Origin of the sequence: Synechococcus sp. UW140 (assembly GCF_900474295.1) — a bacterium.
Lineage (GTDB): Bacteria > Cyanobacteriota > Cyanobacteriia > PCC-6307 > Cyanobiaceae > Synechococcus_C.
This window is the reverse complement of record NZ_UCOB01000006.1, coordinates 31,429-57,155: the sequence shown is the minus strand read 5'-3', so window position 1 is coordinate 57,155 and position 25,727 is coordinate 31,429. Positions and strand designations below refer to the sequence as shown.

General features: G+C 59.9%; 26 protein-coding genes and 1 tRNA gene. 12 read left to right on the top strand and 15 right to left on the bottom strand.

All coding sequences use genetic code 11. The features are described 5' to 3' along the window. Positions 1–14: 14 nt before the first annotated feature. A complete protein-coding gene (locus DXY10_RS02550) occupies positions 15–1,220 on the top strand; it encodes a DUF3084 domain-containing protein (protein ID WP_115015820.1) in 1,206 nt (401 codons plus the stop codon). Beyond that, positions 1,207–1,677: a resolvase gene (locus tag DXY10_RS02545; RefSeq protein WP_115015817.1), complete on the top strand. Its 471-nt coding sequence runs from the start codon at positions 1,207–1,209 to the stop codon at positions 1,675–1,677. The genes DXY10_RS02550 and DXY10_RS02545 overlap by 14 nt, the downstream gene beginning before the upstream one ends. On the opposite strand, the gene DXY10_RS02540 is transcribed toward DXY10_RS02545, so the two are convergent. From DXY10_RS02540 to psbH, 4 genes are read right to left on the bottom strand one after another with little or no spacing between them, the layout of a single operon-like run. Beyond that, positions 1,655–1,912 carry a DUF3146 family protein gene (locus DXY10_RS02540; protein WP_115015815.1) on the bottom strand — a complete coding sequence of 86 codons (258 nt, stop codon included), beginning with the start codon at positions 1,910–1,912 and terminating at the stop codon, positions 1,655–1,657. The two genes, DXY10_RS02545 and DXY10_RS02540, sit on opposite strands and share 23 nt — an antisense overlap. Beyond that, positions 1,909–2,529, bottom strand: coding sequence for an aminoacyl-tRNA hydrolase (gene pth, locus DXY10_RS02535; RefSeq protein WP_115015813.1), 621 nt, complete (start codon positions 2,527–2,529; stop codon positions 1,909–1,911). Before pth ends, DXY10_RS02540 begins: the two co-directional genes overlap by 4 nt. Next, complete coding sequence (locus tag DXY10_RS02530; protein WP_115015811.1) at positions 2,529–2,831, bottom strand: TatA/E family twin arginine-targeting protein translocase; 303 nt, start codon at positions 2,829–2,831, stop codon at positions 2,529–2,531. Before DXY10_RS02530 ends, pth begins: the two co-directional genes overlap by 1 nt. Before the next feature lie 9 nt (positions 2,832–2,840). Beyond that, a complete protein-coding gene (gene psbH, locus DXY10_RS02525) occupies positions 2,841–3,041 on the bottom strand; it encodes a photosystem II reaction center phosphoprotein PsbH (RefSeq protein WP_115015809.1) in 201 nt (66 codons plus the stop codon). 86 nt (positions 3,042–3,127) lie between these two features. On the opposite strand from psbH, the gene psbN reads away from it, so the two are divergent. Next, the gene (gene psbN / locus DXY10_RS02520) at positions 3,128–3,268 is read left to right on the top strand and encodes a photosystem II reaction center protein PsbN (protein ID WP_115015806.1); all 141 of its coding nucleotides are present in this window, start codon (positions 3,128–3,130) and stop codon (positions 3,266–3,268) included. Here psbN and DXY10_RS02515 read toward each other — a convergent pair. Then, positions 3,256–6,258: an alpha-mannosidase gene (locus DXY10_RS02515; protein WP_115015803.1), complete on the bottom strand. Its 3,003-nt coding sequence runs from the start codon at positions 6,256–6,258 to the stop codon at positions 3,256–3,258. The genes psbN and DXY10_RS02515 overlap by 13 nt on opposite strands. A gap of 61 nt (positions 6,259–6,319) precedes the next feature. Between DXY10_RS02515 and DXY10_RS02510 the strand changes: the two genes are divergently transcribed. Then, complete coding sequence (locus DXY10_RS02510) at positions 6,320–6,439, top strand: photosystem II reaction center protein I (protein WP_006042333.1); 120 nt, start codon at positions 6,320–6,322, stop codon at positions 6,437–6,439. 178 nt (positions 6,440–6,617) lie between these two features. Then, positions 6,618–9,698 carry a DUF3769 domain-containing protein gene (locus DXY10_RS02505; RefSeq protein WP_371411110.1) on the top strand — a complete coding sequence of 1,027 codons (3,081 nt, stop codon included), beginning with the start codon at positions 6,618–6,620 and terminating at the stop codon, positions 9,696–9,698. Positions 9,699–9,720: 22 nt separating this feature from the next. Here DXY10_RS02505 and DXY10_RS02500 read toward each other — a convergent pair whose 3' ends face one another. The 7 genes from DXY10_RS02500 to DXY10_RS02470 form a co-directional block, all read right to left on the bottom strand. Then, entirely contained in the window at positions 9,721–10,188 is a 468-nt protein-coding gene (locus tag DXY10_RS02500) for a pentapeptide repeat-containing protein (RefSeq protein WP_115015797.1), read from the bottom strand. A 60-nt stretch (positions 10,189–10,248) separates the two neighbouring features. Further along, positions 10,249–10,866: a 3-isopropylmalate dehydratase small subunit 2 gene (locus DXY10_RS02495; protein ID WP_115015796.1), complete on the bottom strand. Its 618-nt coding sequence runs from the start codon at positions 10,864–10,866 to the stop codon at positions 10,249–10,251. Positions 10,867–10,922: 56 nt separating this feature from the next. Next, positions 10,923–12,338: a 3-isopropylmalate dehydratase large subunit gene (gene leuC / locus DXY10_RS02490; protein ID WP_115015793.1), complete on the bottom strand. Its 1,416-nt coding sequence runs from the start codon at positions 12,336–12,338 to the stop codon at positions 10,923–10,925. A gap of 21 nt (positions 12,339–12,359) precedes the next feature. Continuing rightward, positions 12,360–13,664 (bottom strand): competence/damage-inducible protein A, encoded by a 1,305-nt coding sequence (locus DXY10_RS02485; RefSeq protein WP_115015790.1) that lies wholly within the window; start codon positions 13,662–13,664, stop codon positions 12,360–12,362. Next, entirely contained in the window at positions 13,657–14,802 is a 1,146-nt protein-coding gene (locus DXY10_RS02480) for an MraY family glycosyltransferase (protein WP_115015788.1), read from the bottom strand. The genes DXY10_RS02485 and DXY10_RS02480 overlap by 8 nt, the downstream gene beginning before the upstream one ends. A 90-nt stretch (positions 14,803–14,892) precedes the next feature. Continuing rightward, positions 14,893–16,185, bottom strand: a complete 1,293-nt coding sequence (gene glyA, locus DXY10_RS02475; protein WP_115015786.1) for a serine hydroxymethyltransferase — start codon at positions 16,183–16,185, stop codon at positions 14,893–14,895. A gap of 89 nt (positions 16,186–16,274) precedes the next feature. Beyond that, positions 16,275–16,348, bottom strand: a tRNA-Arg gene (locus tag DXY10_RS02470). Between the two features lie 128 nt (positions 16,349–16,476). Here DXY10_RS02470 and DXY10_RS02465 point away from each other — a divergent pair. The 3 genes from DXY10_RS02465 to DXY10_RS02455 are packed head-to-tail and all read left to right on the top strand — an operon-like array spanning position 16,477 to position 17,337. Continuing rightward, positions 16,477–16,761, top strand: a complete 285-nt coding sequence (locus DXY10_RS02465; protein ID WP_115016019.1) for a hypothetical protein — start codon at positions 16,477–16,479, stop codon at positions 16,759–16,761. Further along, entirely contained in the window at positions 16,758–17,048 is a 291-nt protein-coding gene (locus tag DXY10_RS02460) for a DUF3181 family protein (RefSeq protein ID WP_115015783.1), read from the top strand. The genes DXY10_RS02465 and DXY10_RS02460 overlap by 4 nt, the downstream gene beginning before the upstream one ends. A 25-nt stretch (positions 17,049–17,073) precedes the next feature. After that, positions 17,074–17,337 (top strand): cytochrome-c oxidase, encoded by a 264-nt coding sequence (locus DXY10_RS02455; protein WP_115015781.1) that lies wholly within the window; start codon positions 17,074–17,076, stop codon positions 17,335–17,337. Here the strand turns inward: DXY10_RS02455 and murJ are convergent. Next, on the bottom strand, positions 17,324–18,931 hold the full coding sequence (murJ, locus tag DXY10_RS02450; RefSeq protein WP_115015778.1) for a murein biosynthesis integral membrane protein MurJ: 1,608 nt from the start codon (positions 18,929–18,931) through the stop codon (positions 17,324–17,326). The genes DXY10_RS02455 and murJ overlap by 14 nt on opposite strands. 112 nt (positions 18,932–19,043) lie before the next feature. On the opposite strand from murJ, the gene sfsA reads away from it, so the two are divergent. The 4 genes from sfsA (at position 19,044) to DXY10_RS02430 (ending at position 23,547) form a co-directional block, all read left to right on the top strand. Then, positions 19,044–19,817 carry a DNA/RNA nuclease SfsA gene (sfsA, locus tag DXY10_RS02445; RefSeq protein ID WP_115015776.1) on the top strand — a complete coding sequence of 258 codons (774 nt, stop codon included), beginning with the start codon at positions 19,044–19,046 and terminating at the stop codon, positions 19,815–19,817. Between the two features lie 126 nt (positions 19,818–19,943). Then, positions 19,944–21,485: an ammonium transporter gene (locus tag DXY10_RS02440; protein ID WP_115015773.1), complete on the top strand. Its 1,542-nt coding sequence runs from the start codon at positions 19,944–19,946 to the stop codon at positions 21,483–21,485. A 153-nt stretch (positions 21,486–21,638) separates the two neighbouring features. Continuing rightward, positions 21,639–22,841, top strand: a complete 1,203-nt coding sequence (locus tag DXY10_RS02435) for a 4-hydroxy-3-methylbut-2-enyl diphosphate reductase (RefSeq protein ID WP_115015770.1) — start codon at positions 21,639–21,641, stop codon at positions 22,839–22,841. A gap of 61 nt (positions 22,842–22,902) precedes the next feature. Next, the gene (locus tag DXY10_RS02430; protein WP_115015769.1) at positions 22,903–23,547 is read left to right on the top strand and encodes a DUF1997 domain-containing protein; all 645 of its coding nucleotides are present in this window, start codon (positions 22,903–22,905) and stop codon (positions 23,545–23,547) included. A gap of 35 nt (positions 23,548–23,582) precedes the next feature. Here the strand turns inward: DXY10_RS02430 and DXY10_RS02425 are convergent, their stop codons facing one another. Next, positions 23,583–24,041 carry a DUF4079 domain-containing protein gene (locus DXY10_RS02425; protein WP_115015766.1) on the bottom strand — a complete coding sequence of 153 codons (459 nt, stop codon included), beginning with the start codon at positions 24,039–24,041 and terminating at the stop codon, positions 23,583–23,585. An 80-nt stretch (positions 24,042–24,121) separates the two neighbouring features. Next, complete coding sequence (gene purH, locus DXY10_RS02420; RefSeq protein ID WP_115015764.1) at positions 24,122–25,684, bottom strand: bifunctional phosphoribosylaminoimidazolecarboxamide formyltransferase/IMP cyclohydrolase; 1,563 nt, start codon at positions 25,682–25,684, stop codon at positions 24,122–24,124. Between the last annotated feature and the right edge of the window lie 43 nt (positions 25,685–25,727).

Sequence of the window (25,727 nt, the reverse complement as noted above, 5' to 3'; positions counted from 1 at the left end):
ACCACTACGGAACGTTGACCGGCTGGCTGCTGATTCTCACTCTGCTCGTACTTGGTGGCGTGCTCGCCACCCTGGGCGATCGTCTTGGCTCACGTGTCGGCAAAGCACGCCTGAGCCTGCTGGGCCTGAGGCCGCGCAGCACTGCCGTTGTGATCACAGTGTTGACCGGCAGCCTGATTTCCGCACTGTCACTGGGATTGATGCTGCTGGTCAGCAGACAGCTGCGCGTAGGACTGTTCGAACTGAATGCATTACAAGAGAAATTGCGCTCAAGTCGCCAGGAACTGGAGCGCAGTCGTGATGCTCAGGCTGGAGCGACCAGGGAAGTGAAACAAGCCCAGGCGGAACGACAACGGGCCCGTCAAGAACTCGCCACCGCCCAGGCCAAAGCGGATGCGCTGCGAAAGACTCTGGTGCCCCTGCAACAGCAGCGACAGAAACTGGAAGCCGAACGTCAGCGCCTCAGTCGCGATGTGCAGGCTCGTGATGCCGAAATCCAACGCACAGAACAAGAACTGGACGATGTGCGTGAGCGCATCAGCAAAGGGGAAGCAGAACTGCGGGAACTCGAGAAACAACGCCTAGCCCTGCGCCTTGGCAACGTGGTTCTCAGCAGCGGCCAGCCCCTGGCTACCGCGACCCTTCGCCTCGACAATCCTGGACAGGCGAAGCAAGTGATCGATCAGCTGCTACGAGAAGCCAATCAACAGGCCTATCAACGAGTGCTGCCTGGCGAGAGTCCTGATCGCCAGATCCTCCTTGTTCCCCGCAACGACATTGAAGGCGTGGAATCCACCATCAAAAAACCGGGCACCTGGGTGGTGAACATTCGCTCGGCAGCCAATGTGCTTTTGGGCGAAAAAGTTGTTTACGCCTTCCCTGAGGTGCGGCCCAACACCACTGTGGTCGAACGAGATGCAGTGCTCGCCCGTACGGCCTTGGAGCGATCGGAAACCGACGCTGAAGCGATTCGCAACCGCCTCAACCTGCTGCTCGCATCGGCTCTGGCCGAAGCCCAGCGGCAAGGATCGCTCGTGCAGGGCCTGCAGTTCGACGCAAACGCCCTCAATCAGCTCGGCAGCACACTGCTCAGTCGTGCCCCCTCAAGAGTCGAGCTTCGCGTGCTGGCATTGCGTCGCAGCGACACTGCAGATCCTGTGATGGTGACCATTGAACCGACGGGAGAGATCCCCCAGCCCAGAAGCAATGACCGCCGCTAATCCGTGCAGCGGTCTTGTCGTCGCCATCGACCCTGGTCGAAGCAAATGCGGCCTAGTTCTGGCGGATTGCACCAGAGGGCATGTCCTCGATGCTCTCGTCATGGCAACGGAGCAGACCGTTGAGCAGCTCAATCAATGGCACCAACGCAGGCACCTCTCCTCTCTGGTGCTTGGCAACGGAACATCCAGCAGCGGCTTGGATCAGCAGCTGCAGCATCTGGCCCCCATCGTGCGGGTGAACGAGGCCGGTACAACCCTCAGAGCAAGGGATCGGTACTGGCAGATCTGGCCAGCTCGAGGATGGAGGCGACTGCTGCCGCATGGCCTGCGTCTTCCACCATGCGAACTGGATGCCATTGCAGCCCTTGTTCTCCTGGAGGATCACATTGGCCAGCAGCTCGAGTGGCCAAGGCCACCATCAAGAGGCCCTGGCTTCAGAAACGTGACCGAACGGTGAAGGTGTAATCACCTCCTGCTTCAAGGTGATAGTCAGCCTTGACCAAAAAGCGCAGCAACGCGTCCTGAATCAAGGCCCTTCCAAGCGAGGGTTCAACCGTCAGTTCTCCACGATCGAAAGACCAGCAGAACTGCCAGGAGAATCCTCCGGCACTCACCTCTCCCTCTAGGCACTTCTCCTGAAAGCTCTGACGCAGAACTCTCAGATGGGCATTCGTCACAGGAAGTGGCGTCATCCCTGCTCCTCCGTTGCAAGCTGCAAGCCATTGAGATGATTGCCAGCGCGATCGAGCCCCTGCTTCTGAATCAGAACGAGACCACGCAAAACCTCCTCAAGCACCTCGTCAAGCAGGGTCTGTTCCGCCTGATGAAAGCTGCCAAGAACGTGAGATACGGTGCGGGCCCGCCGCTCCTCCGCCGAGCGACCGGGAGCTCCGATCCCGATCCGAAGACGAGCAAAATCCTGAGTGCCGAGATGCTGAATCGTGCTTTTCAAACCGTTGTGGCCTCCAGCACTGCCCTTGGCACGCAGGCGCAATCGTCCCAGAGGCAGATCCATGTCATCCACTAGGACAAGCACCTGATCGACAGAGAGATCAAACCAATCGAGAGCGGCACGAATCGATCGTCCGCTCTCATTCATGTAGGTCTGAGGCATGAGTAGCCGCAGTCGGTTACTGCCTAGCCCCACCTCCGCCAACTCCCCCTGGAGTTTGGTCATGGTGCGGAAGCGTACGTTCTCGCGCTGAGCCCAGGTTTCCAGAGCCATGAAACCAACGTTGTGCCGCGTGCCGGCATAACGCTTCCCCGGATTTCCGAGCCCCACCACTAAGCGGAGATCACCGCTTTGCATCACCCCTCTGACGACGGTGGCAAGGAGGACTGAACCACATCAGCACCGTCCTCACTGGACTGGGACTGGGACTGAGACAATCCGGTGTCGCCAGACGATTCTGAAGAATCTGAGGCTATGACCTCAGGCTCAGCCATGGCTTTGTTGATCTCGCGTTCAAATTCCTTGGACGCCGACTGGAATCCCTTGAGCGTTTTACCAAGGGTGCGACCCAGCTCGGGAAGGCGTTTTGGCCCAAACACAAGCAGGGCCACAGCACCAATCACGGCCATCTCAGGAAGGCCGACCCCGAAAACGTTCATGAATCAGCTTCAGCCGAGGCCGTTCCAGTTGACGTTGATGCCCTCAAGGATCAGGGACTTGTTGTACAGCTGCAAGATCACGAGCAGGAAGACAAGGAAAAGGGACATAAAAATGCCCATCACCGGTGTCGTTCCCCATCCCGGCACCACCTTGCCGTACTCGGAGTTCAGGGGACGGAGGAGATCTCCCAGACGAGTGCGTTGAGCCATGGCAGCGCTTGGGTCTCGGGTGAGGTTAAGTCTCGGTACTGTAAAGGTCATGGCCCTGATTCAGGCCGAACCTGTCGAGAGATGTGATGGAAACCTCTTCACCAGCCCTATCCGTTGCCATTGGCGTACTGGCTGTATTGCTCGGCCTAACCGGGTTCGGGGTCTACACCGCCTTCGGACCACCGTCCAAAAAACTGGACGATCCCTTTGATGATCACGAAGACTGATTCGCCGGCTCAACGTTCTCATCGGCAGGCGAAAGCTCCAGTTCCACCAGTTCGCCTGGCCTGAGGGTGACCGAGCCAGCCGGCTCCTCGTGCCGTCGCATCACATTCCAGCCTTGCGGGCACCAGGTTTGGCGGCGGGCGCCAGGGTTGTGCACTCTGAGCGTCAATCTGGAAGGGTCGCCCTCCGCCCGATCGAGTGGAGTCAAGACGGCCACAGGCACCAGTCCGACTGGGAGCGACGGCAGCAAGACAGTCGGATCGGCCAGTGATGAGGGCCGACACCAGCCCGGTTCGCGAAAAGCGATCGCCGCCTGAGGGATGCCATCCCTGCACCAGCCTGCAGGCGTTGGCATCAGTGCCACGCGCTGGCGATGCCAGCCACGGTCCGCACCAGGGTCAGGCCAGGTCGGGCCTCGTAGCAGTGAGACACCCAACCGCCCCGGCTCGGCATCCACCCCCTGAGGGCCATCAAGGAGTAGCGCCAAGCCACCTCCTGGGGCCGCAGCCTCGCTTGCACACCATGAAATCACTGGCACTTCCCATCGCACCCGCTCTTGAGGGGTGCACAGCCTGGCGGGGCGTTCGATCACTCCGCCACTGGTGTCCGCCGCCCAGCGCACAGCGGACTGCGCCAAGGGGATCTCCAGTCTGAGCAACTCATGGGTCTGCTTCCAGTGCACACTGCAGATGAGCTCCAGCCAGGGGCTGTCCGCCCTGAGCTGACAATCAAGCCGAATCCGACTGTGACCGGCACGAGCACGCACCAGCACCCGTGCCACCAGGGGGCCCGCCTCAACCAGTTGAAACGAGGCCGATTCCCACTCCACAGGCAACGGATGATCGCGGTAATCAGATGCAAGATCCCAGGCATCCCAGAACTCGCCCTGATCTCGAAAACGTCGCAACGCGATTGGCCCCAGCAACTGCGGCACGCCGGCACCATCCCAAAGCTGATGCACTCCTTGCGCACCGACTTCCGCAGACAAGCGGCCGTTGCTCAGGCGAAAACCTCCAGTCGAGATGGATTCGACCTGCACAGCTCCCCGCACAACCCCTTGAGGTGGATCGACTGTGACTCGACATTCCAATGGCAACGCCGCCACCCCCTGGAGCACCGGCAGCTGCACCCATGCACCGCCAGACACCGCAGGCTGAATGGGCAATGGCTGCCCCATGGCAGCCCATCCTGCATGCGGCAACCGCAGCACCGGAGACCACCGTGCCAAGGGCTGAAGGCCCACCCATGCCCAGCCCTTGGCATCCACGCCACCACCGCCCAGTAGCTGGGCGAGATGTTGATCACGCTGTGCTGAAGCCTGGCGGCGACCCTGGCGCCACAGCGATTCGGCCTGGTCGAACACCTCCGGTATGGAGGTTCCAGGAAGGATGTCATGGAACTGATGGAACAGCAGCGTGCGCCAATCCGCCGAGGCAGCTGGTCGATCCGCACTGCGGCGGCGAAGCAGCGCCGCCGTCAGATCCGCCTCCCGCAGCAGACGCTCCAAGCTTCGATTGTGGCGTTTCTGATCCGGTCGACTAGTGGAACATCCCCGATGAAGATCGAGATAGAGCTCATCGCGCCAAACCGGCAACGTCGCCGCCATCGGTTCCAGCTCCGCTAAAAAGTCGCGAACCGTGGAGGGAGACCGATGCGTCACCTGGGGGTGGCCATCCCATAGCTCCATCTGCTCGAGCATTTCCACAGTGGGGCCGCCGCCGTGATCACCCACGCCTGGTGTCCAAAGCGCATGATTCAGGCCTGTGGCAGCTCCAAAGGCTCGATGTTCAGCCTGGATCGCAGCCGGATCGGCGTCAGTGCCGATCGGCGGCAGCATCAAGGCGAGTAGCTCAGCACCACCGCGGCTACGCCAACGAAACAGACGATGGGGGAAGGGCTCACTGGCATTCCAGGCGAGCTTATGGGTGCAGAACCAGCGCACTCCCTCCGCCACGGCCACCGCCGGCACACCCGCTGCGAAGCCAAAGCTGTCGGGTAACCACGCCAGTTGATGCCGCCATTCAGGGAAGGCCCGACGGCTGTATCCCTGTCCGAGACAGAACTGTTGCCAGAGAGATGCCGTGCTGACAAGCACGCAATCAGTCTCCACCCAGGGGCCGTTGATGGGTTCCCAACGCCCGGCCATGCTGGCCGCACGAATCCGTGCCCACAACGCCGGCCGAAAGCGCTCCATCCATTGATAGAGAGCGGGTGTGGAATGGGCAAAGCGCAATTCCGGGAAGCTCTCCATCAAATCAAGCGCCGAACGGAAGGTCCGTTCCGCCGCTTGCCAGGTATCCGCGACTGGCCAGAGCCAGGCCAGGTCAAGGTGTGCATGGCCAATCCAATGCAGCACTCCAGCAGGGGCAGGAGTCTTGAGAAGCACAGCCGCAACGGCCTCAGACGCCTGAGAGGACAGAGGATCCAGCTCCAACAACGCCTCAGGCAAGTCCGCAAGGGACGGCAGCGCCAAATCCAGCGCTTCGGGCAGAAGCAGCTGCGCTGCGTCATGGGCAGGCCGCAGCGGTTCACGCACCACCTGACTGGTAATCAGCGCGCCATCGTCATGACAGGGACTGCGCAATTCCAGCAGGACCTCAAGCGGCGTCCCCTGACGCCAGGACGAGGGGAGCGGCCAGCGGCAGCGCGTATCAAACAGGTCTCCCTCGTGCACCAGCACCCCATCCACCCAAAGGCGCACCTGATCAGCCCACCAACTGAGCACCAAACGTTCACGGCACTGTTCACCAGTGCGCCAGACCTGCGGACAGATCAGTTGAAGCGTGAGCCGGCGCCAGAGGCCCCCTCTTGGCCAGATCAACAAACCACGTTCCACCCAGTCAGGGCGGTGCATTTGCCCCCACGGGTCATCAAGGGCAGGCCCCCGGCCTGGATCCTCCATTCGACGCCACTGCGGCTTCAGATCCAGGCGCGAGCGACTGCGAAACGTTTCAATCCACTCCGATCGCCGGGCCTGGAGACGGTTCTGCATCGTGTCTAGCAAACATTGCCCCATAAGATGATGACGCTGTCCCAGACGCCGGTCGGTCTCCATGCTTGCCCTCAAGATTTCCGTGTACTCGGTCGTCTTCTTCTTCCTTGGGATCTTCGTGTTCGGCTTCTTGGCTAGCGATCCCAGCCGCACACCCAGCCGCAAGGATCTCGAAGACTGACTCTGGCTGATCTGATCCAGGCTGTCGGTCACGCGCAGCACTGGTCAGCACCAGATCATTCCAGCGATCTCACCATGGCAAGATCAGCGGCCTCAGGAGAGATCGCTTGCCAGGTCGATTCGCCAAGCCCCACCGCCATCAACTGATTGCGATCGGGTCACTTGGGCTGTCTGCGGCTTTGGCACTCACGAGCGGAGAGAAGGCTCTTGCCCAAAGCGAAGACATTCGCAGGCCATCAAGCACTGGCCAAGTCAGTCAATCAACAGCGTCGAAGACGCCGCCCCTTGAGATTCAGCTGCGAGCAGATCAGCAGAGGTTCGACGGCGAACGTGACCTGTTTGTGGCCGAGGGCAACGTCAGTGCCCAAATCAATGGTGGGCTGCTTCAGGCTGACAGGATTGAATTCGATTCAAATTTCAGTACCTTCGCCGCACAAGGCAGTGTGCGCTACCGCAGGGGAGCTCAATATTTCCAGGCCAGCACGCTTCGCTTCAGCCTGATTCAGAACGAAGGCATCCTTGAGGACGTCTATGGCGTTCTCGATCTGGACAGCGCCGCAATCGACCTCAATCCCACGAGCCCATCGGGAGAAGCTGCTGCCGTTCGTTCCATCCGACCACTGCCAGTGTTGGAGAGCTCGGGGCTGGGATTTCCAACGGCGTTGCAGATCGAGCTGTCCGGCAGGACCGCTGAACGGATCAGCCCGCAAGGGGACACTGGTGAGTTCTGGACGCAGGAGCTTCCTGGCTCTGGTGACTGGGTCGTTCCAGGGCCGGTGCATGCCGAATCTGCAACCCATCTGGGCATGGCCTGCCCACCTGTTCTCCCCCCGATTCCGCAATGGCATCCCCATCCCTGGGCGGCCACAGCCTGGGGTGGCCAAAGCATCGACTCCAACTTTGGCGACACCTTTCTCTTCAATGGACGCATGCGTCCGGAATATCTGCTCGGTGTGACCCTGCAGAAACGAATCTGGAAAGCCGGCCCCCTAGCGATCGAACTCGAGGGCAATCTCTTCGGCCACCAGGCCTATCAACAGCCAGGCGGCGAATTTAATCAGGCGGTTCCCTACGCAGACACGCCTGGACAACAGTTCGGTGAAGGCATTCTCGGCATTGGGGCCCGACTTTGGCTCCAGCCTTGGCTGAGCTTCGGAGTGGTGGAAGGCGTCAGTTACTTCACAGCAGCCAGTAACTATGAACGCACCTACCGCGAAAACTACGCGGAGCTGCTCAACTATCTCGGCATTGAGCTCGAGGCCGCAGTCTCGAAACAGCTCTCACTGGTAGGACGCATTCACCACCGATCAGGCGCATTCGGCACCTACAGCGGTGTGCGAGAAGGCAGCAATGCCTACCTCATCGGTGCGCGTTACCGCTGGGGGCGAGATCGCTCTGCTGCAGTACAAAGCGAGGTGCCACCACCACTGGGTTGTCCCGACCCAGACCGCGCAAACCGCAGGCCCTCTCAAAACCTCAACCAGGAGCTCGAGGCCATCACACTGGATGGTTCGGGTACGCGGGTCACTGCAGGACACTCCTCCAGCCAGCCGGAGCCCATCGCACAGACCCGATACTCCAGCCTCTCGCCATCGGAGCAAGAAGCTCTTCGTGCCAGGGCCATTGCCGCAATTGACCAACGGATCAGCAGCATTCAGATCCAACAATCCCTCACGATCGAACGGCGTCTCGGTATCCCCGGCGGAGGCCAGAGGAAGCAGGAGACCCGCGAGCAAACCATCGAGGAAGAAAACGATTACGGCGGCATGAAACCCACCCAACTCAAACAGCTCGGACGCACGCAGCTGGTGACAGGTGAAATCAGCCGCTGGCGGATCCAAGCCAGCAAGATCCGCCTCACACCGGAAGGCTGGACCGCTGACCGCATGGGCTTCACCAACGATCCCTACACCCCTGCCCAGACCCGCATTGACGCCGAAGACGTGGTCGCCACACAGGAGACCAACGGCGACATCCTGATCAAGGCGCGCCGGAACAGGCTGATCGTTGAAGAGCGGCTACCCATCAACGTCAGCCGCACCCAACGCATCCAGAAGCAAGAAGAAGTGGATAACCGCTGGGTCCTGGGGATTGACAACGATGACCGCGATGGCTTCTTCATCGGCCGCAACCTCAAGCCGATCAAACTCAGCAGTGACTACCAGTTGGATCTGCAACCGCAGCTTCTGGTGCAGCGGGCCATCGATGGTCAGACCGACAGCTATGTGGCTCCTGACAGTGCAGTCGACAGCGGCAAAGTTGAGCAAGCGATCACAGCAGGTGATGCCTTTGGCCTTGAAGCCGAGCTCTCAGGTCAGCTGTGGGGATGGCAAACATCCTTGAACGCAGACATCAGCAGCTTGAACCCCGCCAACTTCGCGAATGCAAGCCGCTATTGGGGAGAACTGAAAAACCGCTTCAACCTGCCTGTGGTTGGCAACTTAAAGACACGCATGTTTGGGGCTTACCGCTACCGCACATGGAATGGATCCCTTGGCCAAACCGACGTGTATTCAGCCTTTGGCGGATTCGCTGAACAGAAAGGAGACTGGAACTGGGGCCAACTCACCAACACGTTCCTCTGGCGCATGGGCGTTGGCAACTATCAGGCCGAAACGTTCGAGAGCGAAAACCTTGCTGATCTGTGGCGCGCCAATATCTACGCCTCCCTCAACAGCAGCTATCCGCTCTGGCGAGGTCAACCTGCAGCGCTCACCCCTGAAGCCGCCTATCGCTATTCGCCAGTCGCCATCGTCCCTGGCATCACGCTCAACAGCAATGTCAACACCCTGCTAGCGGCCTACGGCAACGGCACCCAACAGAACACCGTCTCTCTAAGTGGTGGCCCCACCCTGACCCTTGGGACCTTCAGTAAACCGTTCCTGGATTACACCCAGGTGTCGCTAATCGGTGGCGGCACCCTCAAACAGGGGTCCAGTCCGTTTGATTTCGATCAGGCGGTTGACCTCGGCACGATTGGCATGGGTGTCACCCAGCAACTGGCCGGTCCCTTGATCATCAACGCCGGTCTGGCACTGAACGTCAACCCGAATTCGGCGTACTACGGCAACGTGATCAACTCCAACCTTGAGCTGCGCTGGCAGCGACGTTCCTACGACTTCGGTTTCTACTACAACCCTTATGAAGGGATCGGCGGCTTCCGATTCCGCCTCCATGACTTCAACTTCACCGGAACCGGGGTGCCATTTATTCCCTACACGCCGACCAACTTGAACAACACCGACAACGGCCTGTTCTGATCAAGGCTGCATTCTCAGCCGCTCAATCAGGTCCACCGCCATAAATCAAGTGGCTACCGGTAAGGTCCGAGCCGGCGTACTGCATGCCATCGGTTTTCACCCCAGGGGCATAGGCATTGATCACCACCGCCTCCCGCAGATCAGCGCGACGCAGATCCGCTCCAGTGAGTTCAGCATTGCTGAGCACGGCCCTTTGCAGATTGGCACCATCCAGACGAGCCCCACTGAGGTCCGCTCCCTCGAGATTGGCACCTTCAAGGCGGGCACCACGCAGATCGGCATCACGAAGATCCACTCCAATCAAATGGGCACCGCCCAAATCCACCCCTCGCAGATCACACCCACGACAGTCCCCTGTGGACTGAAGACGCACCACCGGATCGACCTGGATCGGAATCGGCTCCGCCGCCCGCAAGGTGGCAACCGTGCCAAGACTCAAAGCGAGCAACCCAGTCAGGGAATAACAGGTGGGGAACAGCGGAAAGCCCATCAGCCGGATGCCTCTTCTTCATTCATAGACACTGAGGCAAGTGTCCGCAGCCCAGGCGACTTAAAAGCCGTTCAGATAGGGGAGTGCAGCCATGGTCTGCTTCAGCTCAGCATCGCGGGCCACCAACTGAGAGGTGGCATCCCAGCGACCGCTCAGCAACATCTCGAGCGCTCCAGACTCAAATCCAACACCCCACTCTCCAGCCGCTTCACTGCGGAACTGACAGGCCTGCAGATCCAGGCTCCAAGATGCAGTGGCATCCGCTGAAACTGCTGCCTGCAGCTGCTTGATCTGATCCGAGCTCGCCGTGGCGCAAGGGATGCCAAGAGCCAGGCAGTTGCCGTGGAAGATCTCAGCAAAGCTCACACCCACGAGTGCACGAATACCCCAGCGCATCAAGGCCTGAGGAGCATGCTCCCGGCTCGAACCGCAACCGAAATTTCCATTCACCACAAGGATCGATGCTCCGACATGCGCTGCCTGATCAAAGGGATGGTCACCAGCCAGCTCCTGACGATCATCAGCGAAGGCCTGGGAGCCAAGGGCATCAAAACTGACGCATTTGAGAAAACGGGCCGGAATGATCCGATCGGTATCGATGTCATCGCCACGCAGGGCAAAGGCCCGTCCATTGACGCTGGTGATCGTTCCCTGGGGGAAAGGGCCGGACTGGGTCATGGCTGACGTGGAAAAACAACGAAGAAACGAACAACAGACATGCAGCGCGGATGCATTCAGCCCTCGGCGGGAGCAAGGTTGCGCACGTCGGTGACCGCACCATGGATAGCTGCTGCCGCAACCATGGCCGGGCTCATCAGCAGGGTGCGGCCAGTGGCTGATCCTTGTCGTCCTTTGAAGTTGCGGTTACTGGAACTGGCACTGATCTGACGACCTTCCAGCCGATCGGGATTCATGGCCAGGCACATCGAACATCCCGGCTCCCGCCAATCAAATCCGGCGGCGCGAAACACCTGATCGAGCCCCTCAGCTTCCGCCGCACGGGCCACCTGTTCCGAGCCCGGCACCACAAAGGCCTTGATGCCGTCAGCCACTTGGCGACCACGAGCCACATCGGCAGCGGCCTGGAGATCACTTAAGCGGCCATTGGTGCAACTGCCAATAAAACAGACATCCACGGGTACTCCAGCGATCGCAGAACCCGGGGCCAGATCCATATAGCGGTAGGCCTCCTCGGCAATCGGCCGATCGGCTGGATCCATTTGCTCGGTGGTGGGCACCGTCTCATCCACACCGATGCCCTGGCCTGGCGTGATACCCCAAGTCACGATCGGAGCGATCGCTGCGGCATCAAACCGCACCTCATCATCAAAGCGGGCATCAGCATCGGAAGCCAAAGAGCGCCACCACTGCACTGCCCGATCCCAAGCTTCACCCTCAGGTGCCTCCGGCCGACCAGCGAGGTAGTCGAAGGTGACTTGATCAGGGCTGACGTACCCGCATCGGGCGCCACCCTCGATGGCCATATTGCAGAGGGTCATGCGCTCTTCCATCGACAGAGCCTCGATCGCAGGCCCTGCGAACTCATACGCATGGCCCACCCCAGCCTTGACGCCGAGAGTGCGAATCACATGCAAGATCAGATCCTTGGCAAAAACCCCAGGGCTGAGCCTGTTCTCGAACCAAAGACGGCGCACCTTGAGCTTGTTCATCGCCAAGCTCTGGCTGGCCAAAACATCACGCACCTGACTGGTGCCAATCCCGAAGGCGATAGCACCGAAGGCGCCATGGGTGGATGTATGCGAGTCACCGCAGGCGACCGTCATCCCAGGCTGGGTGAGGCCCAGTTCCGGGGCAATCACATGCACAATCCCTTGGCGGCCGCTGCCAAGCCCATACAGAGTGATGCCATGGCGAGCGCAGTTGCGCTCCAGGGTGCTGAGCATCTCTTCCGCCAGGGAATCGGCGAACGGCCTTGCCTGGCTCGTGGTCGGCACAATGTGATCCACCGTGGCCACGGTGCGGTCCGGACACCGCACGGGAAGGCCCTTGTCCTCCAGAGCCGCAAACGCCTGGGGGCTGGTGACCTCATGGATTAGGTGCAATCCGATCAGCAGCTGGGTGGGTCCACCGGGGAGATCCGCAACGCTGTGCAGATCCCAGACCTTGTCGTAAAGCGTGCCGCTGCTCATTCCGGCCAAGTGATCAGCCGTTCACCCTAAGCCGCAGCCTGATGGAGAGTGCATTAAGAGACGCAGCCGCAGACGATCAAGCGCTTCGCCAACACTGAGACGACGAACCCAGTCGCGACCTCGCGTCTCTCCAAAACGGCAAGAACTGCTGATACAGCCATCCGGACCAGCCACAGCAATATGCACCAACCCCACAGGCTTGTCATCGCTGCCCCCACCAGGGCCGGCAATCCCAGTAATTCCTAGGCCCCAATCAGCCCCAGTACAGCGGCGTACTCCTTCAGCCATCGCCGCTGCCACAGGGTCACTGACGGCGCCATGGCGAGTCAACAGCTCTGCTGGAACGCGCAACAGCGACTGCTTGACCGCATTGGCATAGGCGATCACCCCCCCGAGCACAACCTCGGAAGAGCCCGGGACTGCTGTCAGTGCTGCCCCCAGACCGCCGCCGCTGCAGGACTCCGCCACCGCAACGGTCTGTCCTCGCTGGCGCAGCAATTGGAGGACCACTGACGCGAGGCTGTCGGCATCAACCCCAAAACAGTGATCACCGGTGCGCCGACGTAGCTCCACCTCCAACGGCTCTAGAAGCCTTCGTCCTGCTTCAGGGTTGTCCGCGCAGGCGGTGAGTCTCAGCATCACCTCCCCGCCACCGGCATAGGGCGCAACGGTGGGATTGGTGCCTGCGAGCAAATCATCGATCTGTTCAGCCAGGCTGGATTCACCAATCCCCCAGAAATGCAGAAGGCGACTGGTGAAGACCCCCTGAGCCAGTCCAGCCTGCTCCAACCAGGGAACTGCGGTGGCAGTCCACATGGCCCGCATTTCACTCGGCACCCCAGGAAACGTGAGCAGGGTGAACTGCTCCTGAGGTGACCAGATCATCCCTGGTGCAGTGCCAGTGGGGTTGGGCAACACCGTGGCACCCCTTGGGAGGAGAGCCTGACGGCGTGTACTGAGGGACGGTTCACGACCACGACTGCGAGCCTTGGCGGTGATGTCAGCCCACACCTCCGGACGCTCCTCGAGCGGCACCTCAAACGCGGAGGCAATCGCCTCAGTGGTGAGATCGTCGGGTGTCGGTCCCAGACCACCGGTGGTAATCAGCACCCTGGAGCGCGTTGCCGCTTCGCGCACGAAGGCAATCACCCTGTCGCGGTTATCCCCCAGCACGGACTGGCGATAGTGCGGCAGACCCAGACCAGCCAGCTGCTCGCCAAGCCAACGGGCATTGCCATTGAGAATGTTCCCCAACAGCAACTCAGTGCCAACGCAGAGCAGCTCGACACCCTGACGCGTTGCGGCATCAGCCGCACCCTCAGCCATGGTTGTGATGACAGGCTGCGAGGTTCTTGTCTGCATGAGCTCGTCTGCGTGCAGCCTTCCGAGCCGTTTCTTCCATCTGACGACGACGCATCACCACGACGGTGGCCACCAAAATCGCCGTCGCTAAAGCCAACCAGAGAAAGCGGAGCTCAACGTTGGCCACCACCATCGCAAGAGCCGCCAACCATTGCGTGAAGACGTAGATGAGCAAAACCGTGCGTCGATGACTGAACCCCGCACGTAACAAGCGGTGATGCAGGTGGCGCCGATCGGGATAAAAGGGGGAATGGCCATCACTCAGCCGCCCCATGATCACGGCAGACATATCCGCTAGGGGCAGAGAGAGGATCAGCAATGGCAGCAAAAGACTGACGGTGGTGAGCCCTTTGGCTGGGCCAACGATGCTGACGGCAGCCAGCGTGAAGCCGAGGAAATAGGAGCCACCATCGCCCATAAAGATGCGGGCTGGATTGAAGTTGTGGCGCAAGAAACCGAAGCAGCATCCCGCCAGGGCCGCCGCCAGCAAGCCAGCTGCAGCCTGGTTAAGCGAGAAACTCACCGAAAGCAGACCAACCGCTGCAATACCGGCCACTCCGGCAGCAAGACCATCAAGGCCATCCAGCCAGTTGATTGCATTGGTAATTCCCACCAGCCAGATCACCGTTGCAGCGAGGCTGAGCAGTTCGGGCAAAACGATGACCGAGGCAGACCCACTCAGCCAGGGGAGGTCAATCGCACCGATGCGCACCCCCTGGGACCACACCACCATGGCCACGGTGATCTGGCCTGCGAGGCGCGGCCAGGGGGAAAGAGCGAACAAATCATCGGCCAGCCCGATGAAGAAAAAGCAGAGAGATCCAGCCAGCGTCGTCCAAATCAATTGGTCGCGATCGGGTGCTAGCAGGCCAAACCCGCCAATGGCCCAGATAACGGCCAACGCAGCGCAGAAGCCAAAGACCATGCCCACACCCCCCAGGCGCACCATCGGGGTGGAGTGCTGTTTACGCGGATCGGGTTGATCAATCAGCCCCAGTTGCAGACCCAGGCGTCGCACCAAGGGAACGACCAACGTCGTCATCCCTGCCGCAATCATGAGCGTGATCACGGCCACGGCGAGAGGGCTGCTCGCGAGGATCACAGAAGACTCCGGAGGCGGATCACCCAGATCGGATGAGAGGGTTCCAATCTAGGCAAGCCAGCCACATCGTTCCAGCCACCGCTAGGACAGTCAGGCAAGCGCCGGCACAGGCGAAGGATTGAGATACAGCGGGAAGCGCCTGCAAAGGTCGAGGACCCGCTCACGGCAACGATTTTGCACAGCATCGTCTTCGGGGTTGAGCAGACGGTCTGCAATCACATCAGCCACCTCAGCGAAGGCTTCAGCATCAAATCCTCGGGTGGTGAGGGCTGCGGTTCCGAGACGCAGACCACTGGTGACGAAGGGAGACTCAGGATCAAACGGCACGGTGTTCTTGTTGGCGGTGATATTCACATCACTCACCAGCAGATCGGCCACCTTGCCCGTCATACCAATGCTGCGCAGATCAAGCAGCACAAGATGGTTATCGGTGCCATCGCTGACCACATCGATGCCGCGAGCCTGAATGCGCTCAGCGAGAGCCTGGGCATTCGCCACGACCTGACGGCTGTAGACCTTGAAGTCGGCCTGTAAGGCCTCGCCAAAAGCCACAGCCTTGGCCGCGATCACGTGCTCAAGCGGACCACCCTGGGTCCCAGGGAAGACGGCCTTGTCGAAACGCTTGGCAAAGTCAGCATCGCGACAGAGGATCAAGCCACCGCGAGGCCCCCGCAAGGTTTTGTGGGTGGTGGTTGTCACCACATCACAGTGAGGCAAAGGACTGGGATGCACTCCTGCAGCCACGAGCCCGGCGATGTGGGCCATATCAGCCAGTAAGAAGGCACCCACTTCATCGGCGATGGCTCGGAAGGCAGGGAAATCGATCGTGCGTGGGTAGGCGGAATAGCCGCAAACGATCAGCTTCGGTTTGTGCTCAAGCGCAAGTTGCCGGACCCGCTCCATGTCCAGGCGCTGGGTTGCTTGATCAACTCCGTACTGCACCACGTTGAACCACTTACCGCTCACGTTCACGGGCGATCCGTGGGTGAGGTGCCCGCCATGGCTGAGGTCCATACCCATGATCGTGTCGCCAGGCTTCAGCAGCGCCAGAAAGACGGCGAAGTTGGCCTGGGCACCGCTATGAGGCTGAACGTTGGCCCAGGCGGCACCGAAGAGCTGCTTGGCCCGCTCGATCGCCAGCTCCTCGATGGCATCCACGTGCTCACAGCCGCCGTAGTAACGCTTGTGGGGAAGGCCTTCGGCATATTTGTTAGTGAGAACCGAGCCCTGGGCCTGCATCACGGCACGAGAGGCAAAGTTCTCGGAGGCGATCAGCTCCAGGTGCGTTTCCTGACGGTTCTGCTCCTGATCAATCAGGGCAGCGATCGCGGGATCGGCATCCACCAGAGCGGCATTGATCGGAGCGGAAGCGCTGTCTGACATCGGAGGAGGCCTGCTGTTGATGAATCGTAGGAAATGACTTCCAACGCATTGATTGCAAAAAAAAACTGCCCTTGCGGACAGCTTTCAAGCGCGCCTGGAGAGATTCGAACTCCCGACCCTCTGATCCGTAGTCAGATGCTCTAATCCGCTGAGCTACAAGCGCTTGGGCCCGACTATCTGAGCTCATCGAGGCACCCGACGTCAACCATGTCTGCGGCCCTGTCGCATCAGCGGAGCTCCCACGTGCTCGAAGCGAGCGCCACAATCAATGCATTGCACAGGCGCTGCTCCATGCCTATCCGCTGGTACGGCCCGGCCAATCCGGAGGATCCGATTTACCGGCACTTCAGCCGGATTGTGAATCTCACCCTGCACGCTGGCGTCTTTGCCGCCATCAATAGCGGGCTCTGGTTCGTGCAGGGCATGCGGCACCCTTGGGAGCATCTTGCTTGGTTCACAGAGCTCTGGTTCACGCTGTTGATGGTGCAACTGATCACCGTGATTGCCCAACGACCCCGCCGAACTGAACCAGTGAGCACCACCTCCACGAATCCTCAACAACGCGATCAGCCATGAGCCTCGACGCTGCTGCCCTACGCGATCTGACCACAGCGCTCAGCGATCGTCTTTACCTGCAAGTCGCCGGATGGCATCTCTATCTCGGCGATGCTGGCCTAGCGGAGGCTCTAGCGATCGAATGCAGCGCCCGGCTGGATCAAGGAGCCGGAATTGCTGCCCGCCAAGCGCTCGAAGCCCTGCAGGTTCCCATGGGTGGAGGCAGCACCAAACTCCCACTGGCCCGTCTGATTCCTGCTGTACAGCTTCATGATCTCGAAGAGATCTTGGAGGAGTACTGCCGATAAGGTTGCTGCCAACCCGGACGTTCCCGTGCTGATCATCGAGGTCACCAATGCCCGCGAGGTGATGCGCCAACGCATCGGCAAGCTCGGAGAGCGCCTGATCGGCAAAGTTGTTGATTCCGAGGCTCAGGTTGAGAAAGCGTTAATTCAGGAGCTCGAAAACGCTTTCAAAGAATTCGGGATTGAGGCCCGCATCTTGTCCGTGCAAGGTCCTCAAGTGGTGGGTCGCCAGCAACTAGAGCTGCCCATCCAAGTGAGGGAAGACCGCAACGTCATTCTCAGCGACGACTAAACCGGCGCGTAAAGGCGCTTGTGATTTGGGCCACTTCCGGCACATCAAAGGCACGACCCAGAGCGAAGAAGACCAGACAACTCGCCGCCGTCGACAAGCCCACCTGCAACAAACGCCCCACCAAATCGTGGGGCCAGGCAATCAGAGCACTCAGTGCCCATGCTGCTGCACCTGAAAGCCCAGCAGACACCAACAGGGACATCCCATCCATGGCCCAGTCCCGAAGGGGCAAAACCTGAAGTCGCGACTGCAACGCCAACAGCAATGCGATGCAGGTGATCAGATTGATCGCCACCGTCGCAAGCACCAGACCCGGAGCACCGAGATTGAACGGAAGCTGAGGGCCCCAAGGAGTGGGGCCACCCACGAGAACCCAGTCGAACAGAACATTCATGCCGATCCCCGCCATGGAGAGACGGAAGGGAGTGGTGCCATCGCCCAACGCGTAAAAAACACGCACGAGCACATCCCGACCGAGATAAGCCGGCATGCCGACGCCATACGCCATCAGCAGTCCGGTGACCAACTGCACGGCCTGGGCATCGAAAGCACCACGTTCGTAAACCAGCGCCACGATTGGGCCCCCGAGAGCCACAAACAACGCGCCCAGAGGAAGCATGCTGGCCGTCGAAAGCATCAGTCCCTGACGGATGCGTGCCACCAGAGCAGGGCGATCCTCTGCGGCCGTCAACCTGGCGAAGGTGGGTAGGAGCGGCACCAGCAGAGCATTGGAGATCAAACCCAATGGGGTCTGCACCAGCAGATTGGCGTAGCCCAGACCAGCCGCCGCACCGAGAATTCCAGAGGCGAAAAACAGATCAGTGAACACATTGATCTGCAACATGCCCGAGGAGAGGGTGGCAGGTCCCATCACCTGCAAGACCTCACGCACCCCTGGATGGCGCCAGTCCCAGACGAAATGGAGGCGAGCCAACCCATGCTTGATCAACGCCGGGAGCTGGAGTAGCCACTGGGAAAAGGCGCCAACGAGGGTGGCGAGGGCCAACACCACTCCACCCCGGATCGCGAACTCGGGCAATGCAATCGAGTCGCCGAGCTGCCACCAGAGCAAACCAACGCCGAGAATCAATGCCAGGCTTGACATCAATGGTGAAATAGCCGGGATCCAGAACTCATCGGCGGCATTGAGGGATCCAAAGCCGAGACCGATCAAACCGGCAAGCAGAGCCATCGGCGCCATCACTTGCAGCTGAAGGACGGCGTTGTGGTGCAGCTCTGGAGGCAGTCCCGGCCCTACCAGGGTGATCAGCGGGTCGGCCGCAAGCACCAGTGCGAGGGTCACCACCAACAACACAGCACTCACCATCGTGTTGAGCGTGGCGAGGATATGGGCACCCTCCTGCCGAGGGCGACGACTCAGAACGCTCACCATCGCACTGTGGAAGGGCCCATTGATGCCGCCGAGCAGGATGAGCAGAAATCCCGGCAGCACGTAGGCGTAGTTGTAGGCGTCATACGCAGCCCCAACGCCGAAAGCAGCGGCAATCACTAGTTGTCGGACGAGGCCGCCCACCTTGCTGAGCAAGGTGCCGTAGGTCACCACCAGAGCGATGCGCTTGAGGGATCTCGCCATGGAGGGACCGCAGGCAGTGAAGAGTCGGGCGGTATTCTCGGCCGCCTGGGGCTGAGCGGCACAGGCCAGGGGCCACCATGGCCACCATCCCCGGACTCTTCAGCTCACACCCATGGCTGACTTACCCCTCCTTCAATTCGAGGCCTTACACGAAGGGGTACTGCTCAAGCGCTACAAACGTTTCCTGGCTGATGTTCGCCTGGATGACGGCACAGAGGTCACAGCCCATTGCGCCAACACCGGACCCATGACTGGCGTGCTCCTGCCAGGCCAAAGGGTGCGACTGCGCCATGCCCCATCCCCTACCCGAAAACTGGCCTGGACCTGGGAGCAAGCAGAAGTGCCTGGAGCGGACGGAAAAGAGTGCTGGGTTGGCATCAATACTGCACTCCCCAATCGACTGATCCGCTCAGCGATCGAAGCCGGCTGCCTCGATGCGCAGCTTGGCGAGATCGGCTCCATCCGAGCCGAAGTGCCCTATGGCAAGAACAAGAAAAGCCGCATCGACCTACTGCTCCAGCCGGCGGAACAGGCCGTTGATCAACGCCCGATTTACTTGGAGGTGAAAAACACCACCTGGTGCGAAGGTTCCCTGGCACTCTTCCCGGACACCATCACCGAACGGGGGCAGAAGCATCTGCAAGAGCTAATCGACGTACTGCCCAGCGCACGGGCTGTTCTGGTGCCCTGTTTAAGCAGGCCGGATCTAACCTGCTTTGCTCCAGGCGATCGCGCAGATCCACGATACGGCGAACTCTTTCGTGAAGCCCTTGATGCCGGCGTCGAGGTGCTGCCCTGCTGCTTCCGTTTTGAAAGCGATCAGGTGAGCTGGCTGGGCTTGAGACCCGTGCAACGGCAGCAGCCCAGTCAAAACCAATCGCTGTAGCGAGTGTAACAATATGCACCTTTTGCAAATTCGGTAGCCAAAGACACTTGAAAAAAGTTCTTTAGCGAGCATTTTTGATGTAGCGGTGGGCCATCACCACCGGCTTTGCAGCCCTGCTTTTCATTTATGACAACTGCTCTGCAGCCGCCATCGAGGCGGAGCAAGACACGTCTCCAGGAGGCCAGCCTCCTGGATGGCCCCATGCTCCTCCTACGCAGCATCCGCGGCTTTAGCTCCGATCGCTCCCGCCTCTGGCTGGCAACCGTTCCCCTCGCCCTACTCGGGCTAGGCATTTTCAATCTTTCCGTCCGAGCCGAAAGCGTCGGCTTTAGTGACCTCACAGGTGCACAAGCAGCGAAGTTCCTCGCTGACAACCTTTGGCTGCTGATCGCAGCAGTGCTTGTGATCTTCATGAATGCGGGCTTCGCCATGGTCGAGGCCGGCATGTGCCGTCAGAAAAACGCTGTCAACATCCTTGCGAAAAATCTGTTTGTTTTCGCACTGGCCGTCACCGCTTATTGGGTTGTCGGTTATTCCCTGATGTATGGAGATTCAATCGTTAGCGGTTGGCTTTCCTTCAAAGGATTCTTCTTTGACTGGAGTGCAGCTGATGCCTTGGCATGTGCCGCAAACCCTGATCCAGCCAAGGATTGTGTGCAGTTGGTGCCATCCATCGACTTCCTCTTCCAGGCTGCTTTTGCTGGTACTGCCGCAACGATTGTTTCCGGACTCGTGGCTGAACGCGTCAAGTTCGGTGAATTCGTGGTCTTCGCAATTGTGCTGACGGGTGTGATCTACCCCATCTCTGGTTCCTGGGAATGGAACAGTGGTTGGCTGAACGAGATTGGGGCGAGAGATGCTGATGGAGCCGTGATTCGACCCTTCATCGATTTCGCAGGATCTTCAATCGTTCACTCAGTTGGAGCCTGGGCAGGGCTGGTTGGAGCCATGCTCCTCGGCCCTCGCATTGGCAAATTTGTGAGTGGCCGTCCCCAGGCCATCCCAGGCCACAACATGGCCATTGCCACTCTTGGAGCTCTGATCCTTTGGATCGGCTGGTATGGATTCAATCCAGGCTCCCAACTCGGCATGGATGAATGGGTGCCCTATGTGGCAGTCACCACCACCCTCGCGGCGGCAGGCGGTGCCATCGGCGCCACGCTTGTCTCCACACTTACTTCGGGTAAGCCAGACCTGACGATGATCATCAACGGCATCTTGGCTGGTCTCGTCAGCATCACCGCAGGTTGCGCCAACCTCACCTGGGTTGGCTCCTGGTTTGCCGGTTTAATCGGAGGCATCATTGTTGTCTTCGCAGTGGCCGCGCTCGATTCCGCCGGAATCGATGACCCGGTCGGAGCCTTCTCCGTCCACGGTGTCTGTGGTGTTTGGGGAACTCTCGTCATTGGTCTCTGGGGCTACGACATCCAGGAGAGTGGCGATGCGCTCGGACTGTTCAACGGCGGAGGCATCGACCAGCTTGGAATCCAAGCCCTTGGCGCCGGTGCCTACGCACTTTGGGCCCTAGTGACCTGCTGGATCGCCTGGTCAGTGATCGGTGCCCTATTCGGTGGCATCCGCGTTACTGAAGCCGAAGAAACCGAAGGCCTTGACATCGGTGAGCACGGCATGGAGGCCTATCCAGACTTCGCCACCACCAACAACTAGACAGCCACTCTTGGCTGAACGCAACAAACCAGGTCCGGCCATCAGGTCGGACCTTTTTATTGGGCAGAGATGGCCAAACCATCCGCAACAACGACCCCTGTCACGTCAGACAGCCGGAGCTGCCCATAGAGTCATGCCACTGCTTTGCCGGATATGGATACCCACGCCTTCAAGCGTTCTCTGCACCATTCCGACCGCTACAACCGCCGAGGCTTCGGACGCGCCGACGAGGTCGCCGGCAGCCTGGAGCAGGCTTATCAGAGCAGCCTGATCGGCTCGATCCGTGATAACGACTATCGCCTCAGCCATGGACGCCTGAAGGTTCGTTTAGCAGAAGCCTTCGGCTTCTGCTGGGGCGTGGAACGGGCCGTTGCGATGGCCTACGAGACCCGCAAGCACTATCCCCATGAGCGGATCTGGATCACCAACGAGATCATTCACAACCCATCTGTGAACGACCACCTCCGTGAGATGAACGTGGAGTTCATCGCAGTCGACCAAGGCGTGAAGGACTTCTCCGGTGTTGACTGCGGCGATGTGGTGATCCTTCCCGCTTTCGGGGCCACAGTGCAGGAGATGCAACTGCTCAACGAGCGAGGGTGCCACATCGTTGACACCACTTGCCCCTGGGTCTCGAAGGTGTGGAACACGGTGGAGAAGCACAAGAAGCACACCTGCACCTCGATCATTCACGGCAAGGTGAAGCATGAGGAAACCCTTGCCACCAGCTCCTTTGCCGGCACCTATCTGGTCGTGCTCGACCTCAAGGAAGCGCAGATGGTGGCCGACTACATCCTTGGCAACGGCGACCGCGAGGCTTTTATTGCCAAATTCGCCAACGCCTGTTCCCAGGGATTCGATCCCGATCGCGACCTTGAACGACTGGGCGTGGCGAACCAGACAACAATGCTCAAAAGTGAAACCGAGGAAATCGGGCGCTTATTCGAACGCACGATGCTGCGCAAATACGGACCCGCCGACCTCAACGATCACTTCCTGGCCTTCAACACCATCTGCGATGCCACCCAGGAACGCCAGGACGCCATGTTCTCGCTGGTGGATGAACCCCTCGACCTGATGGTGGTGATCGGTGGTTACAACTCCTCCAATACCACTCACCTCCAGGAGATTGCCATCAGCCGCGGCATCCGCTCCTTCCATATCGACACCCCGGAACGGATCGGAGCCGACAACAGCATCGAGCACAAGCCCCTCGACCAGGAAGAAGAGCTCAGAAGGGAAGACAACTTCCTTCCCTCCGGCCCTGTGACCGTAGGCATTACCTCTGGCGCCTCGACACCAGATCGCGTTGTAGAACATGTGATTCAGCGACTGATCGCACTGAGCGAAAGCTGACCCTGGGCACCTTTACATTGGTTGACACGCGGGGACCCTCCCCGGAAAGGGACCGCGATCCGTGCTGCTCTTGACGAGACATCCAGCTAACACCCTGCGCCATAGCAAGGACCCACAGGTCCGCTGCTACAGCAGTCATTTCTCCGATCAGATGGAGATGCGCGCCCCTATGGCCCAGGTCAGTTCGTACCTGGATCGTCATGAGGGCTGGTTTAGGCGTTGTGCCAAGCCGATGGAGGTCGAGGTGCTTGATCCACAGGCCTACGCCCTACGGCTCGGCCGCTTCGGCAATTTTGGCTTCGAAGTGGAGCCGACCATCGGCCTTCGACTTCTTCCCCAGCAGCAGGGAACCTATGCCATCGCCACGGTGCCTGTTCCCGGTAGCGGCGATGGCCTCAATGCCCTCTACGACGTTGACTTTCAGGCCTCATTGCGACTTGAAGACACCGCAATCAGCACAGCTGAACAACCTGCGGCAGCTTCAGAGATCTCAACGAATGTGAGCTGGGATCTTGATCTGTCTGTCTGGATCAAGCTCCCCAAAGTGATCACATTGCTTCCAGACGGTCTGGTGCAATCGAGCGGTGATCATCTTCTCCGCCAGATCGTGCGCCAGATCTCCCGACGGCTGACTTGGAAAGTGCAGGAGGACTTCCACGCCACCCATCATCTGGTCTGTCCACCACGCAAAAGGGCGGCGTTTTAAACGCCGCCCAAAGTTGCCAAGGCCCTCTGCCAAGGTCAGCTGTTCGTCCAGATCTTGTTCACGATTTGCAGCCCACTCACGACCTGCCAGAGGAAGAGCGTGAGCATGCCCATATTGAGACCAACATGGACCTTGCGGGCAATCACATTGCCACGTTGCATCAGGGGTGACAGTGAGGCAGCTCCAGCAATCATTCCCGTCATCGCCAGGCCCACCAAGAGATGAGGGCCAACAAACAGTTTGCCGTTGTTGAGGTAGGTGACGGCCATGCCTCCAAGGCTTCCAAACACCATCAACGCCAGCAGCATGCTGCCCCAGAAATAGTGACGCTGGGCAAACTTGCCGGGGAGCAGAGCCTTTCGCTGCTCAGCAGTGCCAGTGCGTACCTTCTTGGTCTTGATGCCAAGAAACATGGCATAGCCACCCATGGCAAGAAGCAGCCCCATCAGAAGTGGATGGACGAAGTTGAGGCTGAAAGGAAGAGTGGCCAGCATCGAGAGAAGCAGTTGCGTGGAAGGAATTTAGAACTGCACCCAACCCGTCGCTGACCAACACGGTCGAGCTGAAACCTGATTCAGTGAAGAAAATGCCGCCGACCGGTGAGCATCATCGCCAGCCCCAGTTCATCGCAAGCCTTAATCGAGTCGGCATCGCGCATGCTGCCGCCGGGATGAATCACCGCGGAGATGCCATGGCTGGCAGCGAGACGCACGGTGTCATCAAACGGGAAGAACCCGTCGCTGGCGAGCACCGCATTGTTGGCTTGCTCCCCTGCAGCCTCAAGGGCCAATCGGGCTGAACCAACCCGATTCATCTGGCCGGCACCGACACCAAGGCTTTGCCCCCCACGCGCCACCACAATCGCGTTGGAACGCACATGACGGACCAGCTGCCAGGCGAATTGGAGGTCAGCTTTTTCCTGCTCTGTGGGCTGGCGCTGAGTTGGCACTGTCCAAGTGGCGGGATCAATCGGCTGATCGTCGAGATCCTGGACAAGCACGCCACCAAGGATGCTGCGTAAGTGATCATGACCGGCGGCATCGATCGCGGCGGACGAGAGCTCCAACAAGCGCAAATTGGCCTTGGTGGACAGCACCTCGCGAGCCTCCGCAGTAAAGCCTGGGGCCACAACACACTCCAAGAAGAGACTGGTGAGCTCACGAGCCGCCGCCGCATCCACCTCCCCATTGATGGCAACAATGCCACCGAAAGCACTGACCCTGTCTGCATCGAGAGCGCGTTTGAGGGCATGGGCTACCCCATCGCCCACGGCAACACCGCAGGGATTGGTGTGCTTCACAACGACCGCTGCTGGCTGCTGGGCAGGATGACGACCATCGACACCAAAGCCGAATTCGCGCACGGTCGCCAGTGACGCCTCAAGGTCGAGCAGGTTATTCGTGCTCAGCTCCTTGCCCTGCAATTGGAGCGCGCCACCCCAACCCTGGTTGGGCTGGCTGTACCAACGAGCCTTCTGATGGGGGTTTTCGCCATAACGCAACGTCTGGCGCAGAGGCACGGCATCAAGCCATGGAGCCGACTCAACATCCATCTGCCCAGCCATCCAGACACTGATCGCCGTGTCGTAAGCAGCCGTGTGCTGAAAAGCTTCGAGCGCCAACTGTCGGCGCATTGGAGCGGGCACACCCCCCCCTGAGCTCTGAAGAGCGTCCAGCACACGCTCGTACTGATCGGGGCTGGTCAGCACTGCCACATCGGCATGGTTCTTGGCCGCAGCCCGCACCATGGTCGGTCCGCCGATGTCGATGTTCTCGATCGCCTGATCCCAGGTCACATCCGGGCGGGCAACCGTCTCCCTGAAGGGGTAGAGGTTGACCACCACCAGATCGATCAGAGGGATCTGTTGCTGCTCAAGATCCTGGCGATGGGCGGCATCATCGCGCTTGGCAAGGATGCCGCCATGCACACGTGGATGCAGGGTCTTAACTCGTCCGCCCAGGATTTCAGGCGCACTGGTGTAGTCCGCCACCTTGGTCACAGGCAACCCCGCGTCCTGAAGCACCTTTGCAGTGCCACCGCTAGAGAGCAGCTGAAAGCCATGCTGATGGTGCAACGCCTCAGCCAAGGGCACCAGACCGGTTTTGTCAGAGACGCTCAGCAGGGCGAACGGAGCCATGGAATCGGGGCAAAATCAGGCCTGAGCCAACCTACGCAGCAAC

Bases quoted from the DNA above. Each gene is read 5' to 3' on its own strand.
- DXY10_RS02545 (WP_115015817.1), top strand. From the start codon at position 1,207: ATGACCGCCGCTAATCCGTGCAGCGGTCTTGTCGTCGCCATCGACCCT.
- DXY10_RS02540 (WP_115015815.1), bottom strand. From the start codon at position 1,912: ATGACGCCACTTCCTGTGACGAATGCCCATCTGAGAGTTCTGCGTCAG.
- pth (WP_115015813.1), bottom strand. From the start codon at position 2,529: ATGCAAAGCGGTGATCTCCGCTTAGTGGTGGGGCTCGGAAATCCGGGG.
- DXY10_RS02530 (WP_115015811.1), bottom strand. From the start codon at position 2,831: ATGAACGTTTTCGGGGTCGGCCTTCCTGAGATGGCCGTGATTGGTGCT.
- psbH (WP_115015809.1), bottom strand. From the start codon at position 3,041: ATGGCTCAACGCACTCGTCTGGGAGATCTCCTCCGTCCCCTGAACTCC.
- psbN (WP_115015806.1), top strand. From the start codon at position 3,128: ATGGAAACCTCTTCACCAGCCCTATCCGTTGCCATTGGCGTACTGGCT.
- DXY10_RS02515 (WP_115015803.1), bottom strand. From the start codon at position 6,258: ATGCAGAACCGTCTCCAGGCCCGGCGATCGGAGTGGATTGAAACGTTT.
- DXY10_RS02510 (WP_006042333.1), top strand. From the start codon at position 6,320: ATGCTTGCCCTCAAGATTTCCGTGTACTCGGTCGTCTTCTTCTTCCTT.
- DXY10_RS02500 (WP_115015797.1), bottom strand. From the start codon at position 10,188: ATGGGCTTTCCGCTGTTCCCCACCTGTTATTCCCTGACTGGGTTGCTC.
- DXY10_RS02495 (WP_115015796.1), bottom strand. From the start codon at position 10,866: ATGACCCAGTCCGGCCCTTTCCCCCAGGGAACGATCACCAGCGTCAAT.
- leuC (WP_115015793.1), bottom strand. From the start codon at position 12,338: ATGAGCAGCGGCACGCTTTACGACAAGGTCTGGGATCTGCACAGCGTT.
- DXY10_RS02485 (WP_115015790.1), bottom strand. From the start codon at position 13,664: ATGGCTGAGGGTGCGGCTGATGCCGCAACGCGTCAGGGTGTCGAGCTG.
- glyA (WP_115015786.1), bottom strand. From the start codon at position 16,185: ATGTCAGACAGCGCTTCCGCTCCGATCAATGCCGCTCTGGTGGATGCC.
- DXY10_RS02465 (WP_115016019.1), top strand. From the start codon at position 16,477: ATGCCTATCCGCTGGTACGGCCCGGCCAATCCGGAGGATCCGATTTAC.
- DXY10_RS02460 (WP_115015783.1), top strand. From the start codon at position 16,758: ATGAGCCTCGACGCTGCTGCCCTACGCGATCTGACCACAGCGCTCAGC.
- murJ (WP_115015778.1), bottom strand. From the start codon at position 18,931: ATGGCGAGATCCCTCAAGCGCATCGCTCTGGTGGTGACCTACGGCACC.
- sfsA (WP_115015776.1), top strand. From the start codon at position 19,044: ATGGCTGACTTACCCCTCCTTCAATTCGAGGCCTTACACGAAGGGGTA.
- DXY10_RS02440 (WP_115015773.1), top strand. From the start codon at position 19,944: ATGACAACTGCTCTGCAGCCGCCATCGAGGCGGAGCAAGACACGTCTC.
- DXY10_RS02435 (WP_115015770.1), top strand. From the start codon at position 21,639: ATGGATACCCACGCCTTCAAGCGTTCTCTGCACCATTCCGACCGCTAC.
- DXY10_RS02425 (WP_115015766.1), bottom strand. From the start codon at position 24,041: ATGCTGGCCACTCTTCCTTTCAGCCTCAACTTCGTCCATCCACTTCTG.
- purH (WP_115015764.1), bottom strand. From the start codon at position 25,684: ATGGCTCCGTTCGCCCTGCTGAGCGTCTCTGACAAAACCGGTCTGGTG.